Annotated in this window: 19 protein-coding genes and 2 tRNA genes; 8 read left to right on the top strand and 13 right to left on the bottom strand. The window is 66.8% G+C overall.

Features of this window, described 5'->3' with window-relative positions:
* Positions 1-12: 12 nt before the first annotated feature.
* From K8625_RS35455 to dnaK, 4 genes are all read right to left on the bottom strand, one after another.
* Positions 13-2544, bottom strand: a complete 2532-nt coding sequence (locus K8625_RS35455) for an AAA family ATPase (RefSeq protein ID WP_223785178.1) — start codon at positions 2542-2544, stop codon at positions 13-15.
* 51 nt (positions 2545-2595) lie between these two features.
* On the bottom strand, positions 2596-3000 hold the full coding sequence (locus tag K8625_RS35450; protein ID WP_223747662.1) for a thiol-disulfide oxidoreductase DCC family protein: 405 nt from the start codon (positions 2998-3000) through the stop codon (positions 2596-2598).
* Positions 3001-3027: 27 nt separating this feature from the next.
* Positions 3028-3897, bottom strand: a complete 870-nt coding sequence (locus K8625_RS35445) for a hypothetical protein (protein WP_223785177.1) — start codon at positions 3895-3897, stop codon at positions 3028-3030.
* Between the two features lie 229 nt (positions 3898-4126).
* Complete coding sequence (gene dnaK, locus K8625_RS35440) at positions 4127-6025, bottom strand: molecular chaperone DnaK (protein WP_223747660.1); 1899 nt, start codon at positions 6023-6025, stop codon at positions 4127-4129.
* Positions 6026-6423: 398 nt separating this feature from the next.
* On the opposite strand from dnaK, the gene K8625_RS35435 reads away from it, so the two are divergent.
* A complete protein-coding gene (locus K8625_RS35435) occupies positions 6424-7518 on the top strand; it encodes a diacylglycerol kinase family protein (protein ID WP_223747659.1) in 1095 nt (364 codons plus the stop codon).
* 166 nt (positions 7519-7684) lie between these two features.
* Here K8625_RS35435 and K8625_RS35430 read toward each other — a convergent pair whose 3' ends face one another.
* From K8625_RS35430 to greB, 5 genes are all read right to left on the bottom strand, one after another.
* Positions 7685-8446 carry a cyclopropane-fatty-acyl-phospholipid synthase family protein gene (locus tag K8625_RS35430; protein WP_223747658.1) on the bottom strand — a complete coding sequence of 254 codons (762 nt, stop codon included), beginning with the start codon at positions 8444-8446 and terminating at the stop codon, positions 7685-7687.
* 75 nt (positions 8447-8521) lie between these two features.
* Entirely contained in the window at positions 8522-8827 is a 306-nt protein-coding gene (locus K8625_RS35425; RefSeq protein WP_141327958.1) for a YbeD family protein, read from the bottom strand.
* Between the two features lie 33 nt (positions 8828-8860).
* The gene (locus K8625_RS35420; RefSeq protein ID WP_046714397.1) at positions 8861-10180 is read right to left on the bottom strand and encodes a PhoH family protein; all 1320 of its coding nucleotides are present in this window, start codon (positions 10178-10180) and stop codon (positions 8861-8863) included.
* 224 nt (positions 10181-10404) lie between these two features.
* Positions 10405-11352 carry a deacetylase gene (locus K8625_RS35415; RefSeq protein WP_223747657.1) on the bottom strand — a complete coding sequence of 316 codons (948 nt, stop codon included), beginning with the start codon at positions 11350-11352 and terminating at the stop codon, positions 10405-10407.
* A gap of 14 nt (positions 11353-11366) precedes the next feature.
* Positions 11367-11906, bottom strand: coding sequence for a transcription elongation factor GreB (gene greB, locus K8625_RS35410; RefSeq protein WP_141327954.1), 540 nt, complete (start codon positions 11904-11906; stop codon positions 11367-11369).
* Between the two features lie 193 nt (positions 11907-12099).
* Here greB and K8625_RS35405 point away from each other — a divergent pair.
* Positions 12100-12172: transfer RNA gene (locus K8625_RS35405), tRNA-Lys, on the top strand.
* A 12-nt stretch (positions 12173-12184) separates the two neighbouring features.
* Positions 12185-12257, top strand: a tRNA-Glu gene (locus K8625_RS35400).
* 197 nt (positions 12258-12454) lie between these two features.
* Here the strand turns inward: K8625_RS35400 and K8625_RS35395 are convergent.
* The gene (locus tag K8625_RS35395; protein ID WP_141332889.1) at positions 12455-12811 is read right to left on the bottom strand and encodes a DUF2019 domain-containing protein; all 357 of its coding nucleotides are present in this window, start codon (positions 12809-12811) and stop codon (positions 12455-12457) included.
* A gap of 378 nt (positions 12812-13189) precedes the next feature.
* Entirely contained in the window at positions 13190-14671 is a 1482-nt protein-coding gene (locus tag K8625_RS35385) for a hypothetical protein (RefSeq protein ID WP_223785176.1), read from the bottom strand.
* Between the two features lie 207 nt (positions 14672-14878).
* Here K8625_RS35385 and hsdR point away from each other — a divergent pair, with 207 nt between their 5' ends.
* From hsdR to K8625_RS35360, 5 genes are read left to right on the top strand one after another with little or no spacing between them, the layout of a single operon-like run.
* On the top strand, positions 14879-18265 hold the full coding sequence (gene hsdR / locus K8625_RS35380) for a type I restriction-modification system endonuclease (protein WP_223785175.1): 3387 nt from the start codon (positions 14879-14881) through the stop codon (positions 18263-18265).
* Positions 18262-19710, top strand: a complete 1449-nt coding sequence (locus tag K8625_RS35375) for an N-6 DNA methylase (protein ID WP_223785174.1) — start codon at positions 18262-18264, stop codon at positions 19708-19710. Before hsdR ends, K8625_RS35375 begins: the two co-directional genes overlap by 4 nt.
* On the top strand, positions 19707-21236 hold the full coding sequence (locus K8625_RS35370) for a restriction endonuclease subunit S (RefSeq protein ID WP_223785173.1): 1530 nt from the start codon (positions 19707-19709) through the stop codon (positions 21234-21236). The genes K8625_RS35375 and K8625_RS35370 overlap by 4 nt, the downstream gene beginning before the upstream one ends.
* 2 nt (positions 21237-21238) lie before the next feature.
* Positions 21239-22156 carry a restriction endonuclease gene (locus K8625_RS35365; protein WP_223785172.1) on the top strand — a complete coding sequence of 306 codons (918 nt, stop codon included), beginning with the start codon at positions 21239-21241 and terminating at the stop codon, positions 22154-22156.
* Positions 22157-22167: 11 nt separating this feature from the next.
* A complete protein-coding gene (locus K8625_RS35360) occupies positions 22168-23034 on the top strand; it encodes an ATP-grasp domain-containing protein (RefSeq protein ID WP_223785171.1) in 867 nt (288 codons plus the stop codon).
* A 9-nt stretch (positions 23035-23043) separates the two neighbouring features.
* Here K8625_RS35360 and K8625_RS35355 read toward each other — a convergent pair whose 3' ends face one another.
* Positions 23044-23925, bottom strand: a complete 882-nt coding sequence (locus K8625_RS35355) for an NAD(P)-dependent oxidoreductase (protein WP_223785170.1) — start codon at positions 23923-23925, stop codon at positions 23044-23046.
* 99 nt (positions 23926-24024) lie between these two features.
* Positions 24025-25242, bottom strand: a complete 1218-nt coding sequence (locus tag K8625_RS35350; protein WP_223785169.1) for a glycosyltransferase family 4 protein — start codon at positions 25240-25242, stop codon at positions 24025-24027.
* Positions 25243-25614 lie beyond the last annotated feature (372 nt).

Raw genomic sequence — 25614 nt, 5'->3', positions numbered from 1 at the left:
GCCCGGGTGCGCTCATGCCGCGGCCCGGCGCTCCAGCACCTGCCGGCTGTAGCGCCCGAAGTCCTCTTCGATGCCATGGAGCAACGTCCCCAGACGACGCGCGTTCTCCCCCACCTCTCCCGGCAGCCCCGAGAGCAGTGACAACACGCCCTTGAGCCGCACCAGCTCGCCTTCCTTCAACGCCAGCAACGGGAAGCGGCTGCGGACCAGCCGGTCCACGGTGCGCTCCACCTCGCTGCGCTCCTTCAAGGCCTCCGGCGCCGGCAGCGAGGTGAGCAGCTGGGTCAACCAGCTGCGCAGGAACTTCACCCGCGACTGGAGGAAGGCGAGCTCCGCCTGGGCCACCGCCGCGCGAGCCTCCTCCGAGAAGAACGCCGACGCCCCACCGCCACGGGTGAACGCGAGCTGTCCGTCCAGGCCGAGCAGCGCGGCCAGCTCTCCGTCCGGCGCGCGGGCGGAGAACTCACCGCGATAGAAGACGTACGCATCGCCGTTGATGACCGAGGCCGCCGCAGGAGGGGGGCTCGCCACCTCGCGAGTGAGCGCCTTGGCGTGCTCCCGCAGACGTCCGTCGAGGATGCCCTGACACTCGCACATCACCACGTCCACCGGGAGGCCCTCGCGTCGGAGGTTCTCGACCACCGACTGCACGGCGCGGCCGTACTGCTCGACGCGCTCGAACGGCGTGGAGGACAGGACCTCGCGCGCATACGAGAGTCCCAGCGGCAGCAGCAGCTCCTCCTTGAAGCTGCGCTGGCTGGGGTCCAGCGCGATGAGGGACTGCTCCAGCTGGGACAGCCGACGCGAGTCCGCGGCCAGCGCCTCCAGCGGCTCCTTGCGGCCTCGCGGCGAGGCCCCCTGGAAGGCCACCGTGGCCCGGCGTCGCAGCGCGCCCACCACCCGCTTGCGCGCGTCGACCTCCACCTTGCGCAGCCGCTCCACCGTCGCCGGGGCGCCCTCGGCCAGCAGGCCCATCAGGTCGGCCATCCGCGACAGCTCCTCCTCCAGGTTGTCCGCCAGCCCGACGAGCCCCTCCAGCTTGAGGCCCTCCTCGAAGTCCGCGCTCTCCGCGGTCAGGGCAATCATCTCCAGGGCGCCCTCGAGGAAGCGGGCCGTGGCCTCGCTCAGCGGCGTCAGCCCGGGCTTCAGCTCGGGGAGGACGCGGCAGAGCTCCAGCACGTCCTGGAACGAGGTCAGCAGGGACAGGCCGCCGCGCCCCTCGCCCTGCCCCGCCATGCCTCGCGCCAGCCGCTGGTCCATCGCCGCCACCAGCGCGCGCGCGGCGGCCAGCAGCGGCACCCGGTTCTGCAGGTGGCGCGGACCGGGCATCAGCTTGGACATGAGGCTGCGCGCGGAGGTGGACGCGATGGCCGGCTGCCAGTTGCGCGACAGCGCCTCCACCGTGGTGGCCTCGTCCGCCGCGGCCAGCGCCTGGGCCTCGCGCTCCAGCCCGCCCCCCAGCTCCTGGCGGACCTGGGCGATGACCTCGTCGAACGTGCGCTGCTCCAGCCGGACGATTTCGAGCTGCGCGCGCTCCCTCGGGTCGACCACGGACTTGAGCAGCGCGTCCGTCTCAGCCGAGGGCGGCCCTCCGAGCAGGAAGAACCAGCGCAGCGCGTCCAGGTCCTCCACGGAGGCCTCCAGCGGGCGCTCGGGCCGCCGGTAGATCTGATCCCGGACCACCGCCGCCTTCAGCGCCCACAGCGCCTTCACCGCCGAGCGCTGGGAGAAGTACTTCGTCGGCACGTAGTCGGGCAGCTTGGACACGTGCGACGTCAGCGCGCGCTCCAGCGCGTCCGTCAGGAGCTCCACGCCCTCCATCACCACGCTGGGCACCCGCACGCGCGCGACCGCGTCCTGGAGCAGGTCCACCTGCTGCAGCGACAGCGGCGCGCGCAGGTCCGCTCGCGCGCCGTGCTCGAAGCGCTGGAGCATGGCCGCCCGGCTCTCCTTCCGGGCGAAGGACTTGGGCACGAAGCTGATGAAGCTCAGCCGGTCCGCGAAGGCCAGGAGCAGCTCCGGCGAGCGCGCCAGCACCTCGGAGAGGTACCGGTTGCTCGTCATCACCACGCACTCGGTGCGGCCCGCCGTCACCCGCCGCCCGTGCTTGAGCTCGCGCTCGAACAGCACGTTGAGGATGGAGCGCAGCAGCATGTCCCGGCCGTCGAAGACCTCGTCCAGGAACGCGTGCTGCGAGCCCAGCATGCCCTCGTCGGTGAGGTACTCCGTGCGCCCCGTCTCCGTCAGGACCTTGAAGTCCACCGGCCCCAGCAGGTCCGTCTGCACGGTGGACTCCGCCAGTTGCTTGGAGAACAGCGACGGCAGTCCCGTCTTCTCGTCGATGATGCGCCCCAGCACCGCGCTGGCGATGGCGCTCTTGGCCGTCCCCGGCGGCCCCACCACCAGCACGTGCTCCCGGCTCAGGAGCGCCAGCTCCAGCTGCGTGAAGAGCGTCTCCCGCTCCAGGTAGACATCCCGTAACTCATTGAAGAAGTGGCGAAAGGCCCGGGCGGCCTGGAGGTACGTCGTCGGCTGTGATTGCACGGACTATCCGGAGGCAGCGGGGTTGGCCCCATGCTACCCGCCGCCCTCCGTCTATTTGAAGTGGACCTCGCAACCGCCATCCGTGCAGGTCCGCCCGGCAATCCGGAACCGATAGCGCGCCACGGCCCGGTACACGACATCCACCAGCTGCCGCAGTCCGGGGACGTAATAGACGTACAACAGCTTCCCCAGGGGATGCCGACCCAGCGCCCGGACGATGGCCTCGGCGCCCTCCATCACCCGCCCGTCCGCGCGGACCAGCTGCATGGCCAGCTCACACCGCTCCGCGCTGATGCCCGGAAAGGCCTCCAGCACGCCCTCGTCCCGGAACGAGCGCAGCTCCGTGCCCCGTCCGCCCAGCAGCCGCTGGAACTCGCGGGCCGCGCCGCTGCAGATGCGGCAGTGCCCGTCGTAGAGGATCACATCATGTCCCGGGGGTGTCGTCCTCAGCACCATCCGTGTCACCTCCACCCTGGTTCTATGTCAGCGAGAGGCCAGCGTGTCATGCAGATGCGCATGCACGGAGCGCCAGATGTCATGCTGCCGCTCGATGGGGTCCATCAGCTTCATGCCCACCGACGTGGCGGGCGAGCTGCCCTGGAAGGCCGAGTACTGGCGCAGTCGCGCTCCACCCGCCCCGTCGTCCTCGAAGACGAAGCGGTTCGTCCCCCGCAGGGGATGTCCGTCCAGCGTGGTGATGTACACGGTGTGCTTCTCCGGCTCGAGCCGGAACGTCACGGGCGCCCAGACGGGCGGAGGCCCCTTCTCCTCCAGGAACACCTTCGCCCCGTCCGCCAGCGCGCCCGTGGCAGGTTGGAGCCGGATGCCCGCGGCCTCGAACACCGGACCGGGATTGCGCACGAGGTAGTCCCACGCCACCTCCGGCGCCACGCCGGGCAGGACGCTGGTGTAGTCCGTCAGGGAGGTGGGAGCCCCCTCGAGGGGAGGACTCGGGTCCAGCAGCCGCAGGTGCCCTCGCGCGTAGGCGTCCACCACCGTCCCCTTCCCCAGCAGCAGGCTCGCCGCGGCCGCCTCGGACTGGGCGACCGTCAGGGCTCCCTGCTTCATCTGCTCCCGCACGTTGCCCGTGGGGCGTGGAGGAAAAGCGCCCCCCACCGCGAAGTCGAAGTCGTTCGGTGTCCCCGTCATGGGACCGCATCGGGGCCCCACCCCAGGCGAGACACCGCCACCGCTCGAGGCAGGCCCCCGGAAGACCTCCAGCGTGCTGGCCTCCTGCCTCGCGGACGCGGACTGCGTCTTCCTCGTGGCCGACGAGTCGACAGGGAGCGCTCCGGGCTCGGGCTCGATGTTCAGCGGGAGGACGGACGACTGCTGGGACAGGACTCGGGACATGCGGGCACCTCACGAGACTGCGTGGAGCCGCCCCACGTTGCATCCCCCTCACCCACGCTCGCCCCAGTGTCCTCGGCCGTTTGCGTCAGCGCCGCGTCTCGCTCCACATACGCCCATCCCGACTTCCGGAGGGCCGGCCGCACGCGCCCGCAAAGCGGAAGGGCCGGCCCCCCGCGTGGCGGAGGCACCGGCCCTTCTGACTCAACGCACGGGCCTCACGGCCCCGGCATCATGACTGGCGGAACTCGGCGTCCACCACGTCGTCCTTCTTCGCGCCCGGCTGCGCGCCAGGAGCAGCCCCCGGAGGCGGCTCGCCACCCGGCGCCCCGCCCGTCGCCTTGTACATCTCCTCGGCGGCCTTGTAGCTGGCGGCCTGGAGCTTCTCGAGCGCGGACTTGATGGCGTCCTTGTCCTGGCCCTCGCGGACCTTGTTGAGCTCCGCCACCCCGTCCTCGAGGCCCTTCGCCACATCCGCGGAGAGCTTCTCCTTGTTCTCCTTGATGAGCTTCTCGGCCCCGTAGGCCTGGGCCTCCGCCTGGTTCTTCAGCTCCACCAGCTCCCGCTTGTCCTTGTCGGCCGCCTCGTTCTCGCGGGCCGCGGCGACCATCTTCTCCACCTCGTCCTTCGCCAGGCCCGAGGACTGGGTGATGGTGACCTTCTGCTCCTTGCCCGTGGCCTTGTCCTTCGCGCTCACGTTCAGGATGCCGTTGGCGTCCAGGTCGAACGTCACCTCGATCTGCGGCACGCCACGCGGCGCCGGGGGCAGGCCCGTCAGGTGGAAGCGGCCCAGGCTCCGGTTGTCGTTCGCCATCTCGCGCTCACCCTGGAGCACGTGGATCTCCACCTGCGACTGGCCGTCCGCGGCCGTGGAGAACGTCTCCGACTTGCGCGTGGGGATGGTGGTGTTGCGCTCGATGAGCTTGGTCATCACCCCGCCCAGCGTCTCCACGCCCAGGGACAGCGGCGTCACGTCCAGCAGGAGGATGTCCTTCACCTCGCCGGAGAGAACGCCCGCCTGCACCGCGGCGCCCACCGCCACGACCTCGTCCGGGTTCACCGAGCGGTTCGGCTCCTTGCCGAACAGCCGCTTCACCGCCTCCTGCACCTTCGGGATGCGCGTGGTGCCACCCACGAGCACGACCTCGCTGAGGTCCTTCAGGTCCAGCCCCGAGTCCTTGAGGCACTTGCGGCACGGCTCCAGCGAGCGCTCGATGAGGTCGTCGATCATCGCCTCGAACTTGGCGCGCGTGAGCTTGACGTTCAGGTGCTTGGGACCCGACGCGTCCGCCGTGAGGAACGGCAGGTTGATGTCCGTCTCCGTCGCGCTCGACAGCTCGATCTTCGCCTTCTCCGCCGCCTCCTTCAGGCGCTGGATCACCATCTTGTCCTTGGTGACGTCCAGCCCCGTGTCCTTCTTGAACTCGACGACCAGCCAATCCATGATCCGCTGGTCGATGTTGTCACCGCCCAGGTGCGTGTCACCGTTGGTCGCGAGCACGTCGACGACGCTCTCGCCCACCTCCAGGATGGACACGTCGAACGTGCCGCCGCCGAAGTCGTAGACGGCGATCTTCTCGTCCTTCTTCTTGTCCAGGCCGTACGCCAGCGCCGCCGCGGTCGGCTCGTTCACGATGCGCCGCACCGTCAGGCCGGCGATCTCACCCGCATCCTTGGTCGCCTGGCGCTGGGCGTCGTTGAAGTACGCCGGGACGGTGATGACCGCCTCCGTCACCTTCTCGCCCAGGTAGTTCTCGGCGGCCCGCTTCAGCTTCAGCAGCACCTGCGCGCTGATCTCCGGCGCGCTGGACTGCTTGCCATCCAGGTCCACGCGCGCGTCGCCATTGGGGCCGCGGGAGACCTTGTAGGGCACCAGCTTGGTCTCCTCGGAGACCTCGTCGAACCGGCGACCCATGAAGCGCTTGATGGAATAGATGGTGCGCTCGGGGTTCGTGATGGCCTGGCGCTTCGCCACCTGGCCGACCAGGCGCTCGCCATCCTTCGTGAACGCGACCACCGAGGGCGTGATGCGGCTGCCTTCCTCGTTGACGATGACCTTGGGCTCGCGACCCTCCATGATCGCCACCACGCTGTTCGTGGTGCCCAGGTCGATCCCAATAATCTTGCCCACGGTTCGTATCCTCCGGAAATGACTGCGTTTTCTTCAAAAGCTCCTGATGTACGCCCAACGTAACCACCCACCCCCGGGTGTCAAACCAGGCAGTGGTGTCGGCTCCTCACGCCTCAAGGTGATGCTCCTGGGTGCGTAGCGCAGTGCGCATGAGGCCGCCTGCCGCGTCACGCCATCGCCACCTTCACGCCACGGGTGCGTAACCCGCTCTACACCCCCGTCACCCCGAGGTAGCAACCGGCCGGCCTTTGGCACAGCAACCAACGTTGCAACCCCCTGGAATGACGTGCCTGCCTGCCTGCTGACGCCCCGCGTCACCCGTTGGCAATGAAAGTGCACAGTACGGCCAGCGTCGATGTCGGGTCCCCCCACCCGCACCTACCCTGGAGCATGTCCCCATGCTGGTTCAGCCCCTGCGCTCTCCGGACCTCCGCCGCGCCCCCTCGGCGGATGTCTCCGTCGAACCCAAGGTCGCGGTGCTGCTCAACGCCAACGCCCGGAAGGTGGACGCCCGGGTGGTGAAGTCCCTGTCGCACGTGGTGCCGGAGCAGGACCTGTTCCTGTCGCGCTCGGAGCTGGACGGGCGCCGCATCGCGCAGACGGTGCTCGAGCGGGGCTACCCGATGGTCTTCACGGGCGGCGGTGACGGGACGTTCATGGGCTTCGTGAACGAGGTGCTTCAGCAGGTGGGCCCGCGCGGCCGCTTCGCCGGCCAGCCGGTGCCCCGCTTCGGCATCCTCAAGCTCGGCACGGGCAACGGCATCGCCAACCACGTCAACGCCTCCGGCACCCGGGGCGACGGCATCCTGAACGACGTGCTGCGCGCCCGCACGGGTGAGGTGCCCGGCTTCCGCCCCATGGACCTGCTGATGGTGGACGGGCAGCGCGCGCCGTTCGCCGGCCTGGGCGTGGATGGCAAGGTGCTCAACGACTACATCTGGGTGAAGGAGAACCTGGGCAAGGGGCTCTTCAAGAGCGTGCTCACGGGCAGCGGGGGCTACTTCTCCGCGGTGGCGTGCAAGACGGTGCCGCACTACCTGACGAACTCGACCTGGGTGGAGTGCGAGGTCGTCAACGGCCCGTCGAGCGAGGCCTACCGCCTGGGTCCGGATGGCCAGCCCCAGGGTGCGCCGCTGGCGCCCGGCGACGTGCTCTTCCGCGGGAAGCTGATGATGGCGGCGGCGGGCACCATGCCCTTCTACGGCTATGGCCTGCGCATGTTCCCCTTCTCGTGCGGCCGTCGCGGCTTCATGCAGCTGCGCCTGGGCCAGGTGACGCCCACGCAGGTGCTGGCGAACCTGCCGCGCATGTGGGCCGGCCGCTGGTTCCCGGAGGGTCTGCACGACTTCCACGTCCGCGAGGCCACCATCCGCTTCGCGCGCCCCATGCCCTTCCAGGTCGGCGGCGACGCGGCCGGCTACCGCGACCAGGTCAACCTGTCCGTCGCGCCCGAGTCCATCGAGCTGGTCGACTTCAACGGCGCGCTGAACTAGGCGCCACGTCGGCGGCTGAAGCGCACGCGCTCTCCAGAGGGGCGCGACTCCAACGCACCGCCGCCTGCACGTCGCCCGGGCACCGGGCGATGCAGCCATGCGACGAGGATGCAGCGAGGCGCCCCGGACGGACGGAGGCGCTCCCGGACACGCGGGGTGACGTGAATCAGCCGCGGTCGCGCGAAGCCGGGGGCTTCTCGCCCGGCTCCTTGCGGCGTCCCACCAGGAACGCGTAGCTGACGCTGGCCTTGCCGTTGCTCTCGCGGTGCAGCGCCAGCTCCTCGCGCAGCGACGAGGCCTGGGGGCCCGACGTCGGACGCAGGCTGGCCTCCACCTCGCGGTAATAGTCGTCGAGCTCCGTGTCGTGCAGCGTCTCGGCCGACTCCGGCTCGAACCCGCCCATCTCCAGCGACATGAGCAGCTCACGCGGCAGGAGCAGCGGCGCGCCCAGGCGGCGCTCCCACAGCTCGGCGGCGGCCTTGGGGACCACGCGCCCCACCCTGGCGGGGAAGGTCATCCCCAGCCGCCCGCGCTTGGCGAGCAGCGGCCGCAGGACGGACATCGTCCCCTTCAGCGTGTAGAGCACCCGACCCGGGATGAGGATGGCGTCGAAGGCACCGTCTGGCAGCCCGAGGGAGTCCAGGGCAACGCCCCGGACCTCGATCCGGTCGCCGAGGCCCTGGTTGCGGACCCGCTCCCGGGCGGCGGCGACATGAGACTCGTCCGTGTCGCCGGCCATGACGGTGCAGCCCATCTCCCGGGCCAGGACCAGGGCGGCGCTGGCATCCGGGCCACACCCGAGCACGAGCACCTGCGAGCCCGGCTCCAGCTGGGCCACCTTGGCGAAACGCCGGGTCACGTCGTCCGAGCTGAACGCGCGCCGGGCGTCCGCGGGGTGGTACAGCGGAAAGGGCTCTGCCGGGCTCATGGACTCCTCATATACCCAACCCCGACCGGACTTCCAGAGACGGACGAGAGGGAGCCCCCTCCCGAGCCCCTGGCGTCACAGGTGATAGATGACGCGCGGGTCCTTGTGGAGCAGGTCGTAGATGGCCCGGCGCTGCTCCTCCGACAGCAGGTACACCGACACGCTCAGCGAGACATAGGTGCCCTTGCTGCTGGGCTGCTCGCTGATGGAGTCCGGGGAGATCTCCGTGCCCATGGCCCGGCGGAACAGCTCCCTGACGTGCTCCGCGAAGCCAGGGCCCTGCTTGCCCATCACCTTGAAGGTGTAGACCGAGGGGTACTCGATGAGGGGCTTCTTCTCCCCTTCTTCCGGGGGCGCGTCTCCAGGTCCGTCCTTCTTCATGACACGTCTCTATCGCTTGGGCACCCCAGGTGCCTAGAGCAGGTTGGCGGCGAGCTCGGCCAGGGCGCTGCGCTCACCCTTGGCCATCGAAATGTGCGCGGCGATCTTCTCGCTCTTGAAGCGATTGACCACGTGCACCAGGCCGTTGTTGGTCGAATCCACGTAGGGGTTGTCGATCTGGAACGGGTCCCCCGTGAGGATGATCTTCGTGTTGTCGCCCACGCGGGTGATGATGGTCTTCACCTCGTGGGGCGTGAGGTTCTGCGCCTCGTCCACGATGATGAACTGGTTGGGGATGCTGCGGCCGCGGATGTACGTGAGCGGCTCGATCTCCATCAGCCCCAGGTCCAACAGCTCGTGGTAGCCGCGGCCGGCCTTCTTGTCCGCGCGGCTCAAGTTCATCAGGAACTCCACGTTGTCGAAGATGGGCTGCATCCAGGGGTTGAGCTTCTCCTCGACGCTGCCGGGCAGATAGCCGATGTCGCGCCCCAGCGGGAAGATGGGACGGCTCACCAGGAGCTTCTGGTAGAGGTTCTCCTCCGTCACCTTCTGCAGGCCCGCGGCGATGGCGAGCAGCGTCTTGCCCGTGCCCGCCTTGCCGACGATGGTCACCAGCTTGATGTCGTCGTTGAGCAGCAGGTCCAGGCAGAAGGCCTGCTCCATGTTGCGCGGGCGGATGCCCCAGGTGCCTTCCTTGCTCTGGCGCAGGAGCGGCACCAGCCGGTTCTTGAGCCCGTGCAGCCGGCCCATGGCGGTGTGGGACGGGTTCGTCTCGTCCTTGAGCAGCACGAGCTGGTTGGGGAAGAGCGTGTCCACGTCGGGCAGCTCCACCTCGGCGCCGGGCTTGTACATCTGGTCCACCAGCTCCTTGGGGACCAGCCGCTCGGTGAAGCCGGTGTACAGCTCCGTGATTTCGACCCGCTCGGTGTCGTAGTCCTGGGCGATGAGGCCCAGGGCGTCCGCGCGGATGCGCAGGTTGGTGTCCTTGGTGATGAAGACGGCCTGGGTGTCCGGCTCCTGCTCCATCAGGTCGATGGCCACCGCGAGGATGCGGTTGTCCATCAGGTTGCTGTCCGCCATGGACAGCGGCAGCTCACGGTCCGTGAAGGACACCCGCAGCATGCCACCGCGAGGCAGGGGTACGCCCTCCTTCAGCGAGCCCTCCGCGCGGAAACCATCCAGGTAGCGGGCCACGAGGCGGGCGTTGCGGCCCAGCTCGGAGAGGTCGCGCTTGAACTGGTCGATCTCCTCGATGACGTAGATGGGGATGATGACGTTGTTGTCCTCGAAGCCGTAGATGCTGCGCGGATCATGCAGGAGGACGTTCGTGTCGAGGATGAAGTTCTTTCGCATCGTGGGTTCGCGCGACCTTGATGGGTACGGGTGCGACCGCTGGTGACCGTGCGACGTGGCTGTGCCTGACGCTCACTCCAATATACGCAGCGGCTCCCACGGAAGCAGCCGTGTTCGTGCGTGAACGCGGGCTGTTCGAAACCCCACGCCCCGCACCGGTCCTCCCGTCGAAGCGTTCGCTGAGGGGGTGACGTGGGCTGGCCGACACTCCGGGGGCGCGCGGCTCAGTGGGCCAGCACGGGGGCGAGCGGATCATACCCGAGCAGCTCCGCCAATCGCTCGGGAGGAGGCCCCGGGGGCATGCGTTGCCAGGGGAAGCGCTGCTGGAGCGCCTCCTCGTCGAGCGTGAGGGGCTGTCGTCCGGTCTGCTCGCGTGCCTCGGCCCAGCGCTTCGCGTCGAACGTGCGGATCAACCGGCGGCTCAGGGGCGCGAGCATGGGCATGGGGGTGAAGGGAACGGGCTGCCCTTCCGCGTCGCGCAGGCAGCCCAGCTCCACGGCCCACGCGAGCAGCCAGCGCGGGCGGCCTCTTCCGGCGTCGCGCATGGCGAGGAAGCGGCCCTGGGCGGCGCCGTCCACGAAGAGGAAGCGCCGGTCATAGACGCTGGCGGCGGCGAAGGTGGAGGGCGTGAGGGCCAGCGCCTCCGCGCCGATGCGGCGGGCCATGAGCATGAGCACCTCGAGCAGTTGCGCGGAGAGCGCGAGCCCGGGGTGGCTCTGGCCAGGGAGCGGCGGGCGGTGCCAGTCGAAGGGGCGACCCGGGTTCTGGAGCAGGAGCGCGTCCACGTAGAGCAGGGGCGCGGTGGCGAGCGCGTCGCCCAGGCCGACTTCGGCGCCGGTGGCCATGCGCAGGGAGAGGTCGGCGACGGGGGCGTAGAAGCGGCGGCTCCAGAGGATGACGCGGGGGCGGAAGGGGTCCTCGCCCTGGACGCGCAGCTCCACGGGACCCACGCGCTCCTCGGCGCGCTGGATGAGGCCGTAGGCGCGCAGGACGCGCTCGAGGCCCGGGTGGCTGTAGGTGCCGAAGAGCAGGCCGACGCGGGACTTCTGCGAGTCGCCCAGGCCGAGGTCCTCGAGGGAGAGCTCCTCGAGCTCGGGCGCGGCCAGGTCCGCCCCGCTCAGGTGCTGATAGATGCGGCGGAAGCGGGGGTTGATGGGCAGCGTCCGAGGCATGGGGGCGTCCTCACTCAGTCGTAGCGGATGTCGACGATGGACAGCTCGATTTCACCGCGGGGGCGGCGCACCTCCACGGTGTCGCCCACGCCCTTGCGCAGGAGGGCGCGTCCAATGGGGGACTCCACGCTGATGCGACCTCCGGCGGCGTCGATCTCGTCGGACCCGACAATCTGGTACGTGGTGCGCTGGCCGTCCTCGTCCTCCAGGGTGACGGTGGCGCCGAAGTAGACGTGTGCACGGTCGGTCTGTTCAGCAGGCGTGACGATGGTGGCGGTGTCCAGGCGGCGCTGGAGGAAGCGGATGCGGCGGTCGATTTCGCGCAGGCGCTTCTTGCCGTAGATGTATTCGGCGTTCTCGGAGCGGTCGCCCTGGGCGGCAGCGGCGGAGACCTCGGCGGTGACCTTGGGGCGCTCCTCGTTGAGCAGGCGGATGAGTTCCCGGTGCATCCGCTCGGCGCCCGAGCGGGTGAGGTAGCGACGGAACGGAGCCTTCTCCTCGCCGTCCTCGGCCTCCAGGTCATCGTGCTCATCTGGGGAGAGGTCCTGGGACATGGGACTTGTATACCGCCGATGGCTGACGGAGGTGGGGGCCGAGGGGACGGGTGTGCCCGAAGTGACGAGCACGCCACTGTCAGGATGCCGGACGTGCGCTCGCCAGTGGAAAGCGCGAAGGAGTGCTGGTAGGAAGCGCCTGCCTCCGGGGCCCAGGAGGGTTGCCCGAGGATTTTGGACAAAAGAATAGTGCGAGTCGCTAGCTCAGATGGTAGAGCACCGGCCTTTTAAGCCGAGGGTCGGGGGTTCGATCCCCCCGCGACTCATGCAGTGACGACGTCCCCGTCGTCTAGAGGCCCAGGACGCTGGCCTTTCAAGCCGGTAACACGGGTTCGAATCCCGTCGGGGACATGTAAAAACGCGGGGTTGGACGGTGCGAACTGTCCAACCCCGTTCGTTTTTGACCGCTGAGTGGCGTTACTACGGCGTTACGCCAGTCCGGGTAACGACACGAGCGCTCTTAGGTGAAGTTCGACGAGCGCGAGCCGACACAGGCCAGCAAGTCGGGGGACCTCTTCTCTCCTGGCCAAGCGAGCGCGCTGCTGGCGCTACTCCGGATCGAGGCTCCAGGCGCCTTCTGCCCAGCGCTTCAACGCCTCCTGAGCCTCAAAGGGAATGAGCCCTTCGCCCTTCGCCGCTTCTTCGAGCACGGCCTTGGCTTCTACGGTTCTGTACCGAAGCAGGTAGGTCGCAGCAGCGGTGCGCACGTCCATCCGTGGGTGCGTGAACAACTGGGCCAGCGCGTCCCGCCCTGAATCTCCGTGAGCACGCAGCTTCTTGAACGCGGCGATGCATCGATTCGCATGCTTGTTCCCGGTCTTGGCATCACCGCGCCAAATGGAGTCCGTTTGGGCGGCGACGTTCTCTGCAAACTCCTCGACCAACTGCGAAATCGATAGCGCCATTGCCCCTTCCTCAGTCGAACTTCAAGGAACCGGCCCGCCACTCTTTCAGAACCATCTCCGCATTGAACCGGGCGACCCCGGGGGGGCCATTAGCGAGTTCGCCAAGAACAGCTTCCGCAGCCTCGGGCATTGCCTCTAGGACGTGCGAAGCCGCCCATCCCCTCACGTGTGGATTCTCGCTGACCATCAAACTCGCAAGCACGCCTGTGCCCTCAGCGCCTCGTGCTCGAAGCTCTCTCCAGGCCGCGTCAATCCTGCGAAATTGTGCGTTGGTCGCTCGGTAGTCGCCGGACTCGCTCCCAGCACCATGTGCAGCGGCAGCCTCCGCATAGAGCGCACCAAGGGCTTGAAGCGACAACGACTTTGCGGGCGTCTTCATTAAGGGAGAGCTCCGAAGTCGCGAAGGATGTTCAACCCAAATTCGCGCTGAGCCTCATACGATTGAGCCCTAAGCCACTCACGCACAGTCTTGCCTCCTGAGATGCGCTGGTTCGACGAATAGAACGCGCTGACCTTCATGTGAAGTTCCTTGTCGAGCGCGACGACGTTCTCCGTGTTGTGGATCGCCTTCGGTCCGAACCTCCCCACATTGCCGTCGGTCTGCTCGACGATGTGGTGCCACTCCTTCCCCGGACCTGCGGGGCCCATCGCTCGCTTGAAGGACTTGAACGACGAGTAGGACTTCATGCCGCCAGGGCCAGCGGGTGGCGTCGAACTGGAGCCTCCTCCCTCCCCTGCGCGCTGAAGGACGATGGCGGCGCCTGGCCCACCGCTCAGCACCGCCGCAGCACGCCCCGTCGATGCGGACACGAGTCGCATGGCGACGGTGCCATCGGCGGCCAACACGAGCGCTGGGACCTCTGACGTGGCGAAGCCTGTTCCCCCCAGCGTGCGCGTCGCGGCGGACACGGTCCCCCAGGTGGCCACGAGGTTCGTCACCAGTCTGGAGACGGCCTGCACCTGCTCGCCCCGCGTCATGTACTGGAAGCGCTCCAGGTACTCGGGCGATGACTCCAGTAGTGCCACCACTGCGGCGGGCATCTCCCGGAGCGCCGCGAGGTTGTCCGCTGGTGACGTCGAGAAGAACTTGCCCACCGCGAGGGCGAGCCCGACGAACGCCTCTTCGGCCCCGTCCAGGGTGCGGCTGATGACGTCGGCATCATCGTGGACGTCGGCCAGTGGGAAGCCGTTCTCCTCCCGCAGCTCGTCGTTCAGCAACCGGAAGACGCCAGTCCGCCCATCGTAGAAGCGACCCAGTTCGAAGCCGTGCGCTCGAAAGGCCCCGTCCTTCCACTCCACATCCCCCACCCGTTGCTGTGTCCTTCCGCTATGCACCCATGCGAGGCGCCCGTCAGGCCGAAGCACCGCCAGATGGTTGAAGCGCGCCACCCGGCGCACCAGCTCCCCCCGCGACACCTCACCCGTCGCCAGCACCTCCCGCAACAGGAAGCCCACCGCGACACGCGCAGGAAACTGGCCGAGCGTCACGTCCCTCTTCAACAGCGTTTTGAGGAGTCGCGCCGCGTGAGTCGGTGAGAGAGAACTTCCCGCGACTGGCCGCGTGTCGCGCTCTTCGAGTCCCGCACTCTGAAGCAGGACATCGAACGCATCCTGCTGCCTACGGCCTGCCCCGAGGGACACAGACTCCCGGAACATGTGGCGGCGGTAGAGCGGTTGCCTCGATGAGGTGTCGGCCTCTTCGGCTTCCTGTTCGCGTTCGGGGTCCTCGCCCGAAACGCCCCACCGCTCCCCGGGAAGTCCCGCGCGCTGATGGAACGTGTCCCTGCGAGTCGACGACTCAGCCCCAGCGCAGCCCACGAACAGCAGGGCGACACCCACCACCCAAAGGCCAGCACGCATTCCTCTTCCTCTCGCAGCCTTCCACGGAAAGCCCCCAAATCCTGGCACGCACGACTGACACGCTCGAAGAAGCCAACAGTGGCCGCACGCACTCGCCGCGCAGCGCGGAGGAAGGCGACCAGGACGTCCGGACACCTGCGCGGAGGTCCATTTCCACCCTCCGCGCGAGAACCTCGGAAATCGCTATTCCGGAGGTAGCATCACCGTGTGCCCACCCTTCTACCGCGCTCATCGAATTTCGAGTTCCTGCGGATTCACGACCCGCTCCTGGTCGCATTGGGAGCACAGGCAGAGCGGTACTTCGCGGAAGATCCCACGACCTGCTTGATGAAGCTCCGGCAGTTCGCGGAGGTCCTCGCACAGCGGGCCGCCGCGAGCCTCGGCCTGTTCTCCTCCGCGGACCAGCCCCAGGTGGACCTCATCCGGGCGCTGGATTCGCGCGGCGCGCTCACTGTCGAGGTTCGACAGGTTCTCCATGACCTCCGTCGAGCCGGAAACGTCGCCGCGCACGAAGCCCGAGGGACGCACAGCCAGGCCCTCCACGGGCTGAAGCTCGCCCGGGTGCTCGCCATCTGGTTCCACCGGAGCTTCGGCACGGAGAAGGGCTTCAATCCGGGTCCGTTCATTCCTCCGCCCGATCCGGTTCGGGAGTCGCAAGCGCTCGCCCAGGAGTTGGAGCGACTCAGAAGCGAGCTCGCACAGGCCAGGCTCAGCGCCGAGGCCTCTCGAGCCGCGGCCGACGAGGAAGCCCGGCAACGACTCACCGCGGAAGAGCGAGGCCGGAGGGACGCAGAAGAACGTGAGGTCTGGCAAGCACTCGCCGAGGAGGCCGAGACCAAGCTCAAGGCCAGCCTCGACGCCGTGCAACTCCAAGCCGCGGCGAAGCCCACCCAACAGCTCGACCGCCTCGTCCAGCAGGCACAAGCAGCCGGCGCGGACCTGGACCTGGACGAAGCAGACACGAGGCAGCTCATCGACGAGCAGCTCCGTCAAGCCGGTTGGGAGGCTGACTCACAGAGCCTGACGTTCGCGGCCGGCACGCGTCCGCAGCGTGGACGCAACCTGGCCATCTCGGAGTGGCCCACGGCGAGTGGCCCCGCGGACTACGTCCTCTTCGCGGGCCTCGAGGTCCTGGCCGTGGTCGAGGCCAAGCGTCGCCGCAAGGATGCGGCCGGGGCCATCCAGCAGGCGAAACGGTACAGCGAGGGCTACCAGCGCCAGGGGGAAGAGGTGCTCCCAGGGGGGCCCTGGGACAAGTACCAGGTGCCGTTCCTCTTCGCGACGAATGGCAGACCGTACTTGCGCCAGCTCGAGCTGAAGAGCGGAATCCACTTCCTCGATGCTCGGCGTTCGACCCACCATCCCCGAGCACTCGCTGGCTGGTACTCCCCAGTGGGGCTGCGTGACCTGCTCCAGCAGGACCGCGCCGCGTCGGAAACGGCCCTGCGCGCGGAGCCTACTGAGTACCTCGGCCTTCGTGACTACCAGGTCAAGGCCATCCAGGCTGTCGAGGCGGCGCTGGAGAACGGACGCCGTGAAGGCCTGATCGCCATGGCCACGGGCACCGGAAAGACGCGCACGTTCATCGGGCTCGTCTATCGGCTCGTGAAGACCCGGCGCTTTCGGCGGGTGCTCTTCCTCGTGGACCGGAGCGCCCTGGGAGAACAGGCCATCAACGCCTTCAAGCATGCGCGCCTGGAGAACCTCCAGACCTTCACGGACATCTTCAACGTGAAGGGCATGGAGGATGTTCGACCAGACCCGGAGACGAAGCTCCACTTCGCCACGGTCCAAGGGATGGTGAAGCGCATCCTCTACACGGAGGGTAGTGAGCGCCCCAAGGTGGACGACTACGACTGCATCGTCGTGGACGAGTGCCATCGCGGCTACACGCTCGACCGGGAGATGAGCGACTCGGAGCTGAGCTTCCGGAGTCAGGACGATTACATCAGCACGTACCGCCGCGTCCTGGACCACTTCGACGCCGTGAAGATTGGCCTCACTGCGACGCCGGCGCTGCACACGACCCAGATCTTCGGAGATCCGGTCTACACCTACAGCTACCCGGAGGCCGTCATCGACGGATGGCTCGTGGACCATGAGCCCCCACTCCGCATCACGACGGAGTTGTCCGACGGAGGCATCCGCTGGGCCAGCGGCGAGGAGGTCCCGACCTACAACACCCAGACCCAGCAAATCGACCTCATCCATATGAAGGACGAGCTGTCCTTCGACGTGGAGTCGTTCAACACGCGGGTCGTCACCGAGAACTTCAATCGCGTCGTCTGCGAGGAACTGGCACGGCAGATCGACCCCTCCGCTGACGGGAAGACGCTCATCTTCTGCGCCACGGATTCTCACGCGGACATCGTGGTGGCCGCCTTGAAGAAGGCGTTGGACGCCCAATATGGGGGCGTGGACGACAACGCCGTGATGAAGATCACTGGCAGCTCGGACAAGCCCCTCCAGCTCATCCGTCGGTTCAAGAACGAGAAACGACCGAGCATCGCCGTCACGGTGGACCTGCTCACCACCGGCATCGACGTACCCCCTATCGTGAACCTCGTGTTCCTGCGGAGGGTGAAGAGCCGCATCCTCTACGAGCAGATGCTCGGCCGAGGGACCCGCCGGTGCGACGATATCGGCAAGGAGGTCTTCCGCGTCTTCGATGCCGTGGACCTCTATGCCGCGCTGGAGCCGTTCACGTCGATGAGACCGGTGGTCGTGAACCCCGCCTTCACGTTCTCGCAGCTCATCGAGGAGCTGCGGCGCCTCAAGGACTCGGACGTGCAGCGACAGGTCATCGACCAGTTGGTGGTGAAGCTGCGGCGGAAGCGGCGGGTCCTGGAGAACAAACTGGCCGAGCCCTTCGAGGCCATCGCTGGAATGCCCGTCGCGGACGTGCTGACCTTCCTCCGGACGAAGCCTCCCGTGGAGATAGCTGCCTGGATTTCGAGCCGCCCTCAGCTCGGCGAGCTCCTCGACACCACCACGGGACCCGGGCCGGTCGTCTACGTCAGCGACCACGCGGACCAGCTGAAGTCCGTGGAGCGTGGCTATGGCCCAGGGCGCGTGCGGCCGAAGGACTACCTGGATGAGTTCGAGACCTTCATCCGGAAGAACCAGAACGTGATGCCGGCCCTGATGGTTGTGTGCCAGCGACCGCGGGAACTGACGCGGCAGCAACTCAAGGAGCTGAAGCTGGCGCTCGACCGGGCCGGATACAACGAGGCCTCGCTCCAGACCGCGTGGAGGGACATGACCAACCAGGACATCGCCGCCTCCATCATCGGCTTCATCCGACAGCGGGCCCTGGGTGAAGCACTGGTCCCCTACTCCGAGCGAGTGGATCGCGCCCTACGCGGAGTCTTGGAGGCGAACGCGTGGACGCCACCTCAGCGGAAGTGGCTGGAGCGGATTGCCAGGCAGCTCAAGGTCGAGACCGTCATGGACAAGGACGCTTTCGACCGGGGGCAGTTCGAAGCGAGTGGCGGTTTCACGCACATCAACAAGGTCTTCGAGGGCCGGCTGGAGCAGGTTCTTACTGACCTGAGCGACGCCCTCTGGCAACAAGGTGGCAAGGCGACCGGATGAACACCAACGCGAACGATCTCGTACAGAAGCTCTGGAACCTCTGCTCCCTCCTCCGCGAAGACGGGGTGACCTACCACCAGTACGTCGCAGAGCTGGCCTACTTGTTGTTCTTGAAGATGGCGAAAGAGAGGAGAGAGAACAAAGGTGAGGACCAGCTCCCCAAGGGCTATCGCTGGGACGACCTTGCCAAACGCGAGGGCACTGAACAGCTCCGATTCTATCGGGAGTTGCTTCTCCACCTCGGCACCCACGGCAAACAGCGCGTCCAGGACATCTACACGAACGCCAGCACTTCCCTCCGGCATCCGAAAAATCTGAACGCACTCGTCAGGGCGCTTGATGCGATCGACTGGTACGGAGTGGATCGGGAGAGCCTCGGAGATCTCTATGAAGGGCTCTTGGAGAAAAACGCCACGGAGGTGAAGTCCGGTGCTGGCCAGTACTTCACGCCGCGACCTCTCGTTGACGCGATCATCGCGGTGGTAAAGCCGCAGCCAGGTGAGACCGTGCAGGACCCGGCCGCCGGCACTGGCGGGTTCCTCATTGCCGCCGACCGGTATGTCCGAGCCCAGACCGACAACTACTTCGACCTCACGGAAAAGCAGCAGGAGTTCCAGCGCAAGAAGGCGTTCTATGGCGTGGAACTGGTTCCGGAGACCCGTCGTTTGGCCCTGATGAACATGGCCCTGCACGACTTGGAGGGTGAGCTAATCCTCGGTGACACGCTCTCGCCTGTCGGGCGCGACTTACCGAAGGCGGACATCATCATCACGAACCCGCCGTTCGGGACCAAGAAAGGCGGCGGCAAGCCCGAGCGCGACGACTTCACGTTCCCCACCTCGAACAAGCAGCTCGCGTTCTTGGAGCACGTCTACCGGGGCCTGAAGCCCGGTGGTCGCGCGGCCATCGTCGTTCCGGACAACGTGCTCTTCGAGGAGAACGTCGGTCAGGAGATCCGCGCCGACCTCATGGACAAGTGTGACCTGCACACGGTCCTGCGGCTGCCGACGGGCATCTTCTACGCGCAGGGGGTCAAGACCAACGTACTGTTCTTTACGCGGGGGCACACGGATAAGGGCAACACGAAGGCCGTCTGGTTCTTCGACATGCGGACGAACGCCCCAGCCTTCGGGAAACGGACTCCACTGACGGAGAAGCACTTCAAGGACTTCGGGCAAGCGTTTGGCGACGCCCCCTACGGCAAGAGCAAGCGAAGGGACCAAAGTGACGAGGGGCGATTCCGGAAGTTTAGCCGCGAGGAGATCAAAGCCCGGGGCGACAACCTGGACGTGCTCTGGCTCAAGGACGAGGGACTCGGCAGCACCGACGACCTGCCTGAACCCGAGGTTATCGCCGCCGAGATCCGTGAGCAGCTTCAGACCGCCTTGTCGCAGATCGAGGGACTGGAGTCGCTTCTGGAGACGGAAGAAGTGGAGGCAACATGATGGGTCGCCGACTTCTCCCGCCGGGATGGACGTGGGCCCAATTCGACGAGGTGGCCTCCATCGAGTCCGACCTCGTCGACCCTAAGGCCCTCCCCGATGCCCCGCACATCGCGCCGAACCACATCGAGTCGAAGACAGGAAGGCTCCTGCCCTACTCGACTGTAGCCGCAGACAAGGTGACGAGTCCCAAGCATCAGTTCCGAGCTGGACAGATTTTGTACTCGAAGATTCGGCCTTACCTTGCCAAGGCAGTTCTTGTTGACTTCGAGGGGCTGTGCAGCGCGGACATGTACCCAGTGTCCACGAACCTCGACCCTCGGTTCCTGTTGCGATGGCTGCTCTCAGACGAGTTCACCGCAAGGGTGTCGCTTGATCAGGGTCGAACGGTCTTGCCAAAGGTCAACCAAGCAGCCCTCGGAAAGATCCACGTTCCCGTACCACCGCTCAACGAGCAGCGACGCATCGTCGCCAAGCTAGAAGCCCTCCTGGCCCGCAGCCGCCGCGCAAAAGAAGCCTTGGACGCCATCCCGGCGCTGTTGGAGCGGTTTCGGCAGTCGATTCTCGCAGCCGCGTTCCGAGGCGACCTGACGCGAGACTGGCGCACTGACAACCCGAACGTGGAACCTGCATCGAAGCTGCTGGAGCGCCTCCGCACAGAGCGTCGGCGCCGTTGGGAAGCGACCGAGTTGGAGCGAATGCGGGCCAAGAGCAAGGTACCTAAGGATGAGAAATGGAAGACCGAGTACCAGGAGCCCGAGTGCAACGATGAGGCGGAAGCCTTTGGTCCTGTCTCTGACCATGGGTGGGTCGTGGCGCCTGTCGAGGGCCTGTGCGATCCGAGCCGAGGCGTGCCCTACGGCATCGTTCAGACGGGCGATGAGACGGTAGATGGAGTACCGACGGTTCGCTGTGGTGACCTGAAGGACTTCAGCATCGACCTCGCGTTGCTCAAGCGAGTTGCTCCTTCGATTGAGCAGCAGTACGCACGCACCCGTTTGGTCGGTGGTGAGGTTCTGCTTGCGATTCGTGGCACCGTCGGCGGTGTGGCTGTGGCATCTGAAGAGATGCGCGGGATGAACATCAGTCGCGAAGTCGCGATGCTTCCCGTGTTGCCAAGTGTGGATCCCCGGTTCGTCATGTATCTACTGGCATCGCCAGCCGCAACTGCGCTCCTCGCTGGTCGGACCAAAGGGGTTGCGCAGCAAGGGGTGAACCTCTCTGACTTGAGAAGTTTCCCCGTCCCCCTGCCCTCTCTCGCCGAGCAGGCGCAGATCGTTCGCAGGGTTGATGCGGCCATGTCTCGGGCTCGAGCCATAGCTCGTGCCTGCGCAGAGGCCGTCTCCCGAATGCCATCCTTGGAGGCGTCCGTTGTTTCCAAGGCGTTCCGGGGTGAGCTTGCACCTCAGGACCCCGCAGACGAGCCCGCCTCGGCCCTCCTCCAGCAGATTCGAGCGGAGCAGAAACAGCCCGCAGACAGCGGGCCAGGCCCGAGTACGAAGCGGCGCCGCATGAATAAGGTTGCCTGACCATGCCCATCCCGGACTTTCAGAGCGCGATGCTCCCGCTCCTCCGGCTCGCCCAGGACGGTAGAGATCACACACTCCGCGAGACCGTGGAATCCATCGCCGCCGAGTTCAAGGCCACCGAAGAGGAGCGCAACGAGTTGCTCCCCAGTGGCCGGCAGCGGCGGCTCCACAACCGGGTCGGCTGGGCGAAGACTTATTTACAGAAGGCCGGCCTCTTGGAACCCAACGGGCGCGGGCGGTTCCGCATTACCGCTCGGGGCCAGGAGGTACTCCAACGCAGACCAAGCCGCATCGACATGAAGTTCCTGGAGCAGTTCCCGGAGTACAACGCCTTCGCGGCCCTCCGTCATGAGGCCTCCAACGAGCAAGCCTCCGCTCCGGAAGTTCCATCCAGTACGGAGACACCAGAGGAAATCCTCGAAGACAGCTACCAGGAGCTACGGCGGCGCCTCGCGGACGAAGTCCTCGAGCGCATCAAGGCCTGCGACCCGAAGTTCTTCGAGAAGCTGGTCGTCGATCTCCTCGTGACCATGGGCTACGGCGGCTCACGCAAGGACGCCGGTCAGGCTGTCGGGCAGAGCGGAGATGAAGGCATCGACGGCATCATCAAGGAGGATCGCCTCGGTCTTGATGTTGTCTACATTCAGGCCAAGCGCTGGACCAAACCGGTCGGTCGGCCTGTCGTCCAGGCATTCGCTGGCAGCCTGGAGGGACAAAGAGCCCGCAAGGGTGTGCTCATCACGACCTCCGCATTCAGCCGTGAAGCCCGCGAGTATGTGCGTCAGATCGAGAAGAAGATCGTCCTCATCGATGGAGGAGAGCTTGCCAAACTGATGATCGATCATGGCGTCGGAGTCACCGAGGTTGCTACCTACACCGTCAAGAAGTTGGATCTCGACTACTTCGGTGAAGATGAGTGAGTGCATCCCCGGTGCTCTTCATCTTTCCATCGAACCCGATTGCGCCTCGCCTCGTGGACGACCACTTCGAGCCCGAGGCCATCGCCGCGCGTGCCGCCGGCCACTCCATCGCCGTCGTGGATCACGATGCCCTGTGCAGAAGTGCCGCCGAGGAGGCCGTGCGGTGGATACCTCGACCTGACGAAGGCGCACGGACGAGCACCGCCCTGTATCGCGGATGGATGCTCACGGTACGGCAGTACACCGATTTCGCCGCCGCCGCCGCGCAACGCGGGGTGACGCTGCTGACCTCGCCGTCGAGCTTCGAGAACGCCCACTGGCTCCCTCGATGGTACGACGCGCTGAGCAGGTTCACCCCGCACTCCGTCTGGACCGATGGGCCGGACCTGGACGCATTCGAGGCCTGTTGCTCGCGATTGGGCTCGGGACCCGCGGTGCTGCGCGACTATGTGAAGTCACTCAAGCACTCCTGGGCAGAAGCCTCGTACGTCCCCGACGCCGCGAACCTTCCAGCGGCCCGAGCCGTGGCCCGCAGGTTCCTGGAGCTGCGCGGAGAGGACTTCGCGGGCGGACTGGTCGTCCGGGCCTTCGAGCAGTTCACCACCACGGAGGCGAGGACGTGGTGGGTCCATGGACAGTGCATCCTCGTCACCGCGCATCCCGATACACCTGGTGACCTGCCGACGGGTACCAATCTCCAATCCATTGCATCTACCGTGGCAGCACTTGACCTGCCGTTCGTCACGGTCGACCTCGTGCTGCGCGCGGACGGAGTCTGGCGTGTCGTCGAGTTGGGAGACGGCCAGGTCAGCGATCGCCCGAAGAGCACGTCGCCAGCTACATTCATCGCGGCAATCGCAGGCGCACTCGGGGACTGAATCGGAGGTTCAGTCCTTCTCCAACGTCCGGAACACCGCGGGCAACTCCTGCTCACCCAGTCCCGCACCGAGGGCCCGCCGGTAGTTCTCCAGCAACTCCCGCGGGAAGCGGGTGCTGATGCGCGCATCGCTGCTCAGCCGGACGATGTGTTCGAGGGCCGCGACATGGGTATTCAGACTGCACTGGTCGCCCGTGAAGTCATTGCGCTCGACCATTCCCTGCGCGACGTCGGCGGTGACAGAAATCAATCCAAGGAACGAGTTCTTCTGGGCGAAGAACAGCTTCGGGTCCAATCCTTCTGCCTTACACATGGCCGCGGCGTGGAGCACCGCCAGCGTGCCGCCGTAGTACGCCTCGAGAATCGCGCAGTCGAGCGTCGCCGCCGACCCAATCTTCTCATCGACATACACGGAGTTCTTCGCGACCGCCTGGAGCGTCCCCACGTGTCGCTCGAAGACAGCTCGCGACCCGGCGTAGAAGACGGTGGCGTACTCCGTGGCCACGAACGCGGGATAAGCGAGGATCGCCGCATCCAGGTAGTCCACACCGTGAGCGCTCGCCCACTCCAGGCCACTGCGCGCATCCGCCGGCGACCCACTGGTGAGCTGCACGAGCGTCTTCCCCGCGAGCGCCGCTGAGACGCCCGGCGAGGAGAACAGCTCGGCACAGGCCGCGTAGTTCGACAGCGAGACGACGACAAGCTCGCGGCCCGCGACCGCCTCACTCAGCTTCTCGAACGCCGCCGTTCCACTGCCCACCGCTTGCGCCTTGGCGTGGGTCCTGTTCCAGACCGCGACCTCGTGCCCAGCCGTGGCGAACGCTCGCGCCAGCGCGGTTCCCATGAGGCCACTGCCAATCACCGTCAGCTTCGTCGGACGCGTCGATGTCATCTGTCATCCCCAGGTGTGTCGTTCAATCGCCGCACATGGATGCGGTGCGGCGCGAGTAGACCACAAGCCCGGAGGATTCAGACGCGGACCGACCGCCCGTCACGCGGCCCGGCGCTGCGGCGCACGCGATTGCTGGATGGCATCCAGCAGGCTCCGACTCGTCTCGCGATAATCGAAGGAGCGCACGGCACGCTCACGGGCCGCGCGGGACATCCGCTCACGCAGCGCCGTGTCCTGCCCGAGCCGGAGGAAGGCCTTCGCCAACCCCTCCTCGTCCCCCTGCCCCACCAGCAGCCCATCCGTCCCATCGGAGATCATGTCCGGCGTACCACCAATGATGGAGCAGACCGCGGGGACACCACACGACATCGCCTCCATCACCGCGACGGGCGAAGCCTCTCCAAGCCCCGTGCTGGACAGCACGAAGGCATCCGCGCCGTGCAGCAGCTCGATGACGGCGGCCTCTCCGAGCGGCCCCACCATGTCCACATGCGCCTGCAATCCGAAACGGGCGATGGACTGACGGATCTCCTCCTCGTGAGGCCCTCGCCCACCCAAGGTCAGGTGCGCACGCAGGCCCCGGTCCAACGCCTTGCGCAACCCCGCGAACGTATGCACGTGCCCCTTGCAGAGATTGAGTCGTCCAATCGAAGCCAGGTGCAGTCCCCGAGGAGACTGCGCACGCTTCGCCGGAGGGCGGAAGCGGTCCGTGTCCACGCCCATCCACAGGGTATACGTCCGCTCGGGAGGAAGCCCCACGGACTCGATGAGCTCGCGCTGCATGGGGCGCGCGGCGGCGGCCACGAACGTGGCATCCCAGGCCTTCGCGGCATGGTCCGTCCCATACACAGGCAAATCCCCATGGAGATGGAAGCTGTAGCGCGGCCCTCCCAGGATCCGGCACAGCGCGAGCACATGCGCGGCATCCGCGGCCGAATGCCCATGCACGTGGTCCAGCTTCCGCTCCCGCGCGTGGTGCAGGAAGTCCACCGCGCAGGCCAGCATCCCCAATGCCCGCGCCTTCTGCTTCACACCCACCGAGAGCTTGGAGACGTACGTGAGCGCCTGGGCCATGCCCGGGAAGTCCCTTGGAGAGACCAGCGCCGAAGAGAGCCTGGGCGGAAAGAGATACGTGGTCTCAGCGGCCGCATGCGCAGCCCACTCGTGGGGGCAGTCCTCCACCGGACGCCGCGTCGAGAAGACATGCACCTCCACGCCCATGGCGCGCAGGGCGGTGATCTCCCGCCAGAAGAAGGCATGGGTCTGCGTGGGGAACTCCGGGATGAGCATTCCCAGACGAAAGGGGGCGGCGGTCATGGCCTGTGTTCTATCCAAACGACTGCGGGCGATGGCGCACCCTAGCCCGGCAGGCTGAGAGAGGTAAGAAAGTGAGCACTGCAATCCGCCCCCAGACGGCCCCGCACGCCTCTCTTTGCAAGAGAGAATCGGCAGAGGTCTGGGATGCCCCACCCCGAACCTCCTTCGCGGCTCCAGACAGACTGGCAGGGAATATCGCTCCGCCTCTTCGTCGGGCATTCGAAACCCATGATGGTTTCAACGCCAACCAAGACAGCCCTCCAGTGAGCGACTCAACCCAGCCGCCACGGCCCTTTCATGGCGAGACCCGCCCAGCGCCTCTCCTGGGGAGTCGGGTGGGCCTCCCGGTTGAACCCATCCTCCCGGGTGGCG

The sequence above is a fragment of the Myxococcus sp. AS-1-15 genome (assembly GCF_020037055.1).
GTDB lineage: Bacteria > Myxococcota > Myxococcia > Myxococcales > Myxococcaceae > Myxococcus > Myxococcus fulvus.
Note: the sequence above shows the minus strand (reverse complement) of the source record. Positions and strands in the feature narration are given on the sequence as shown.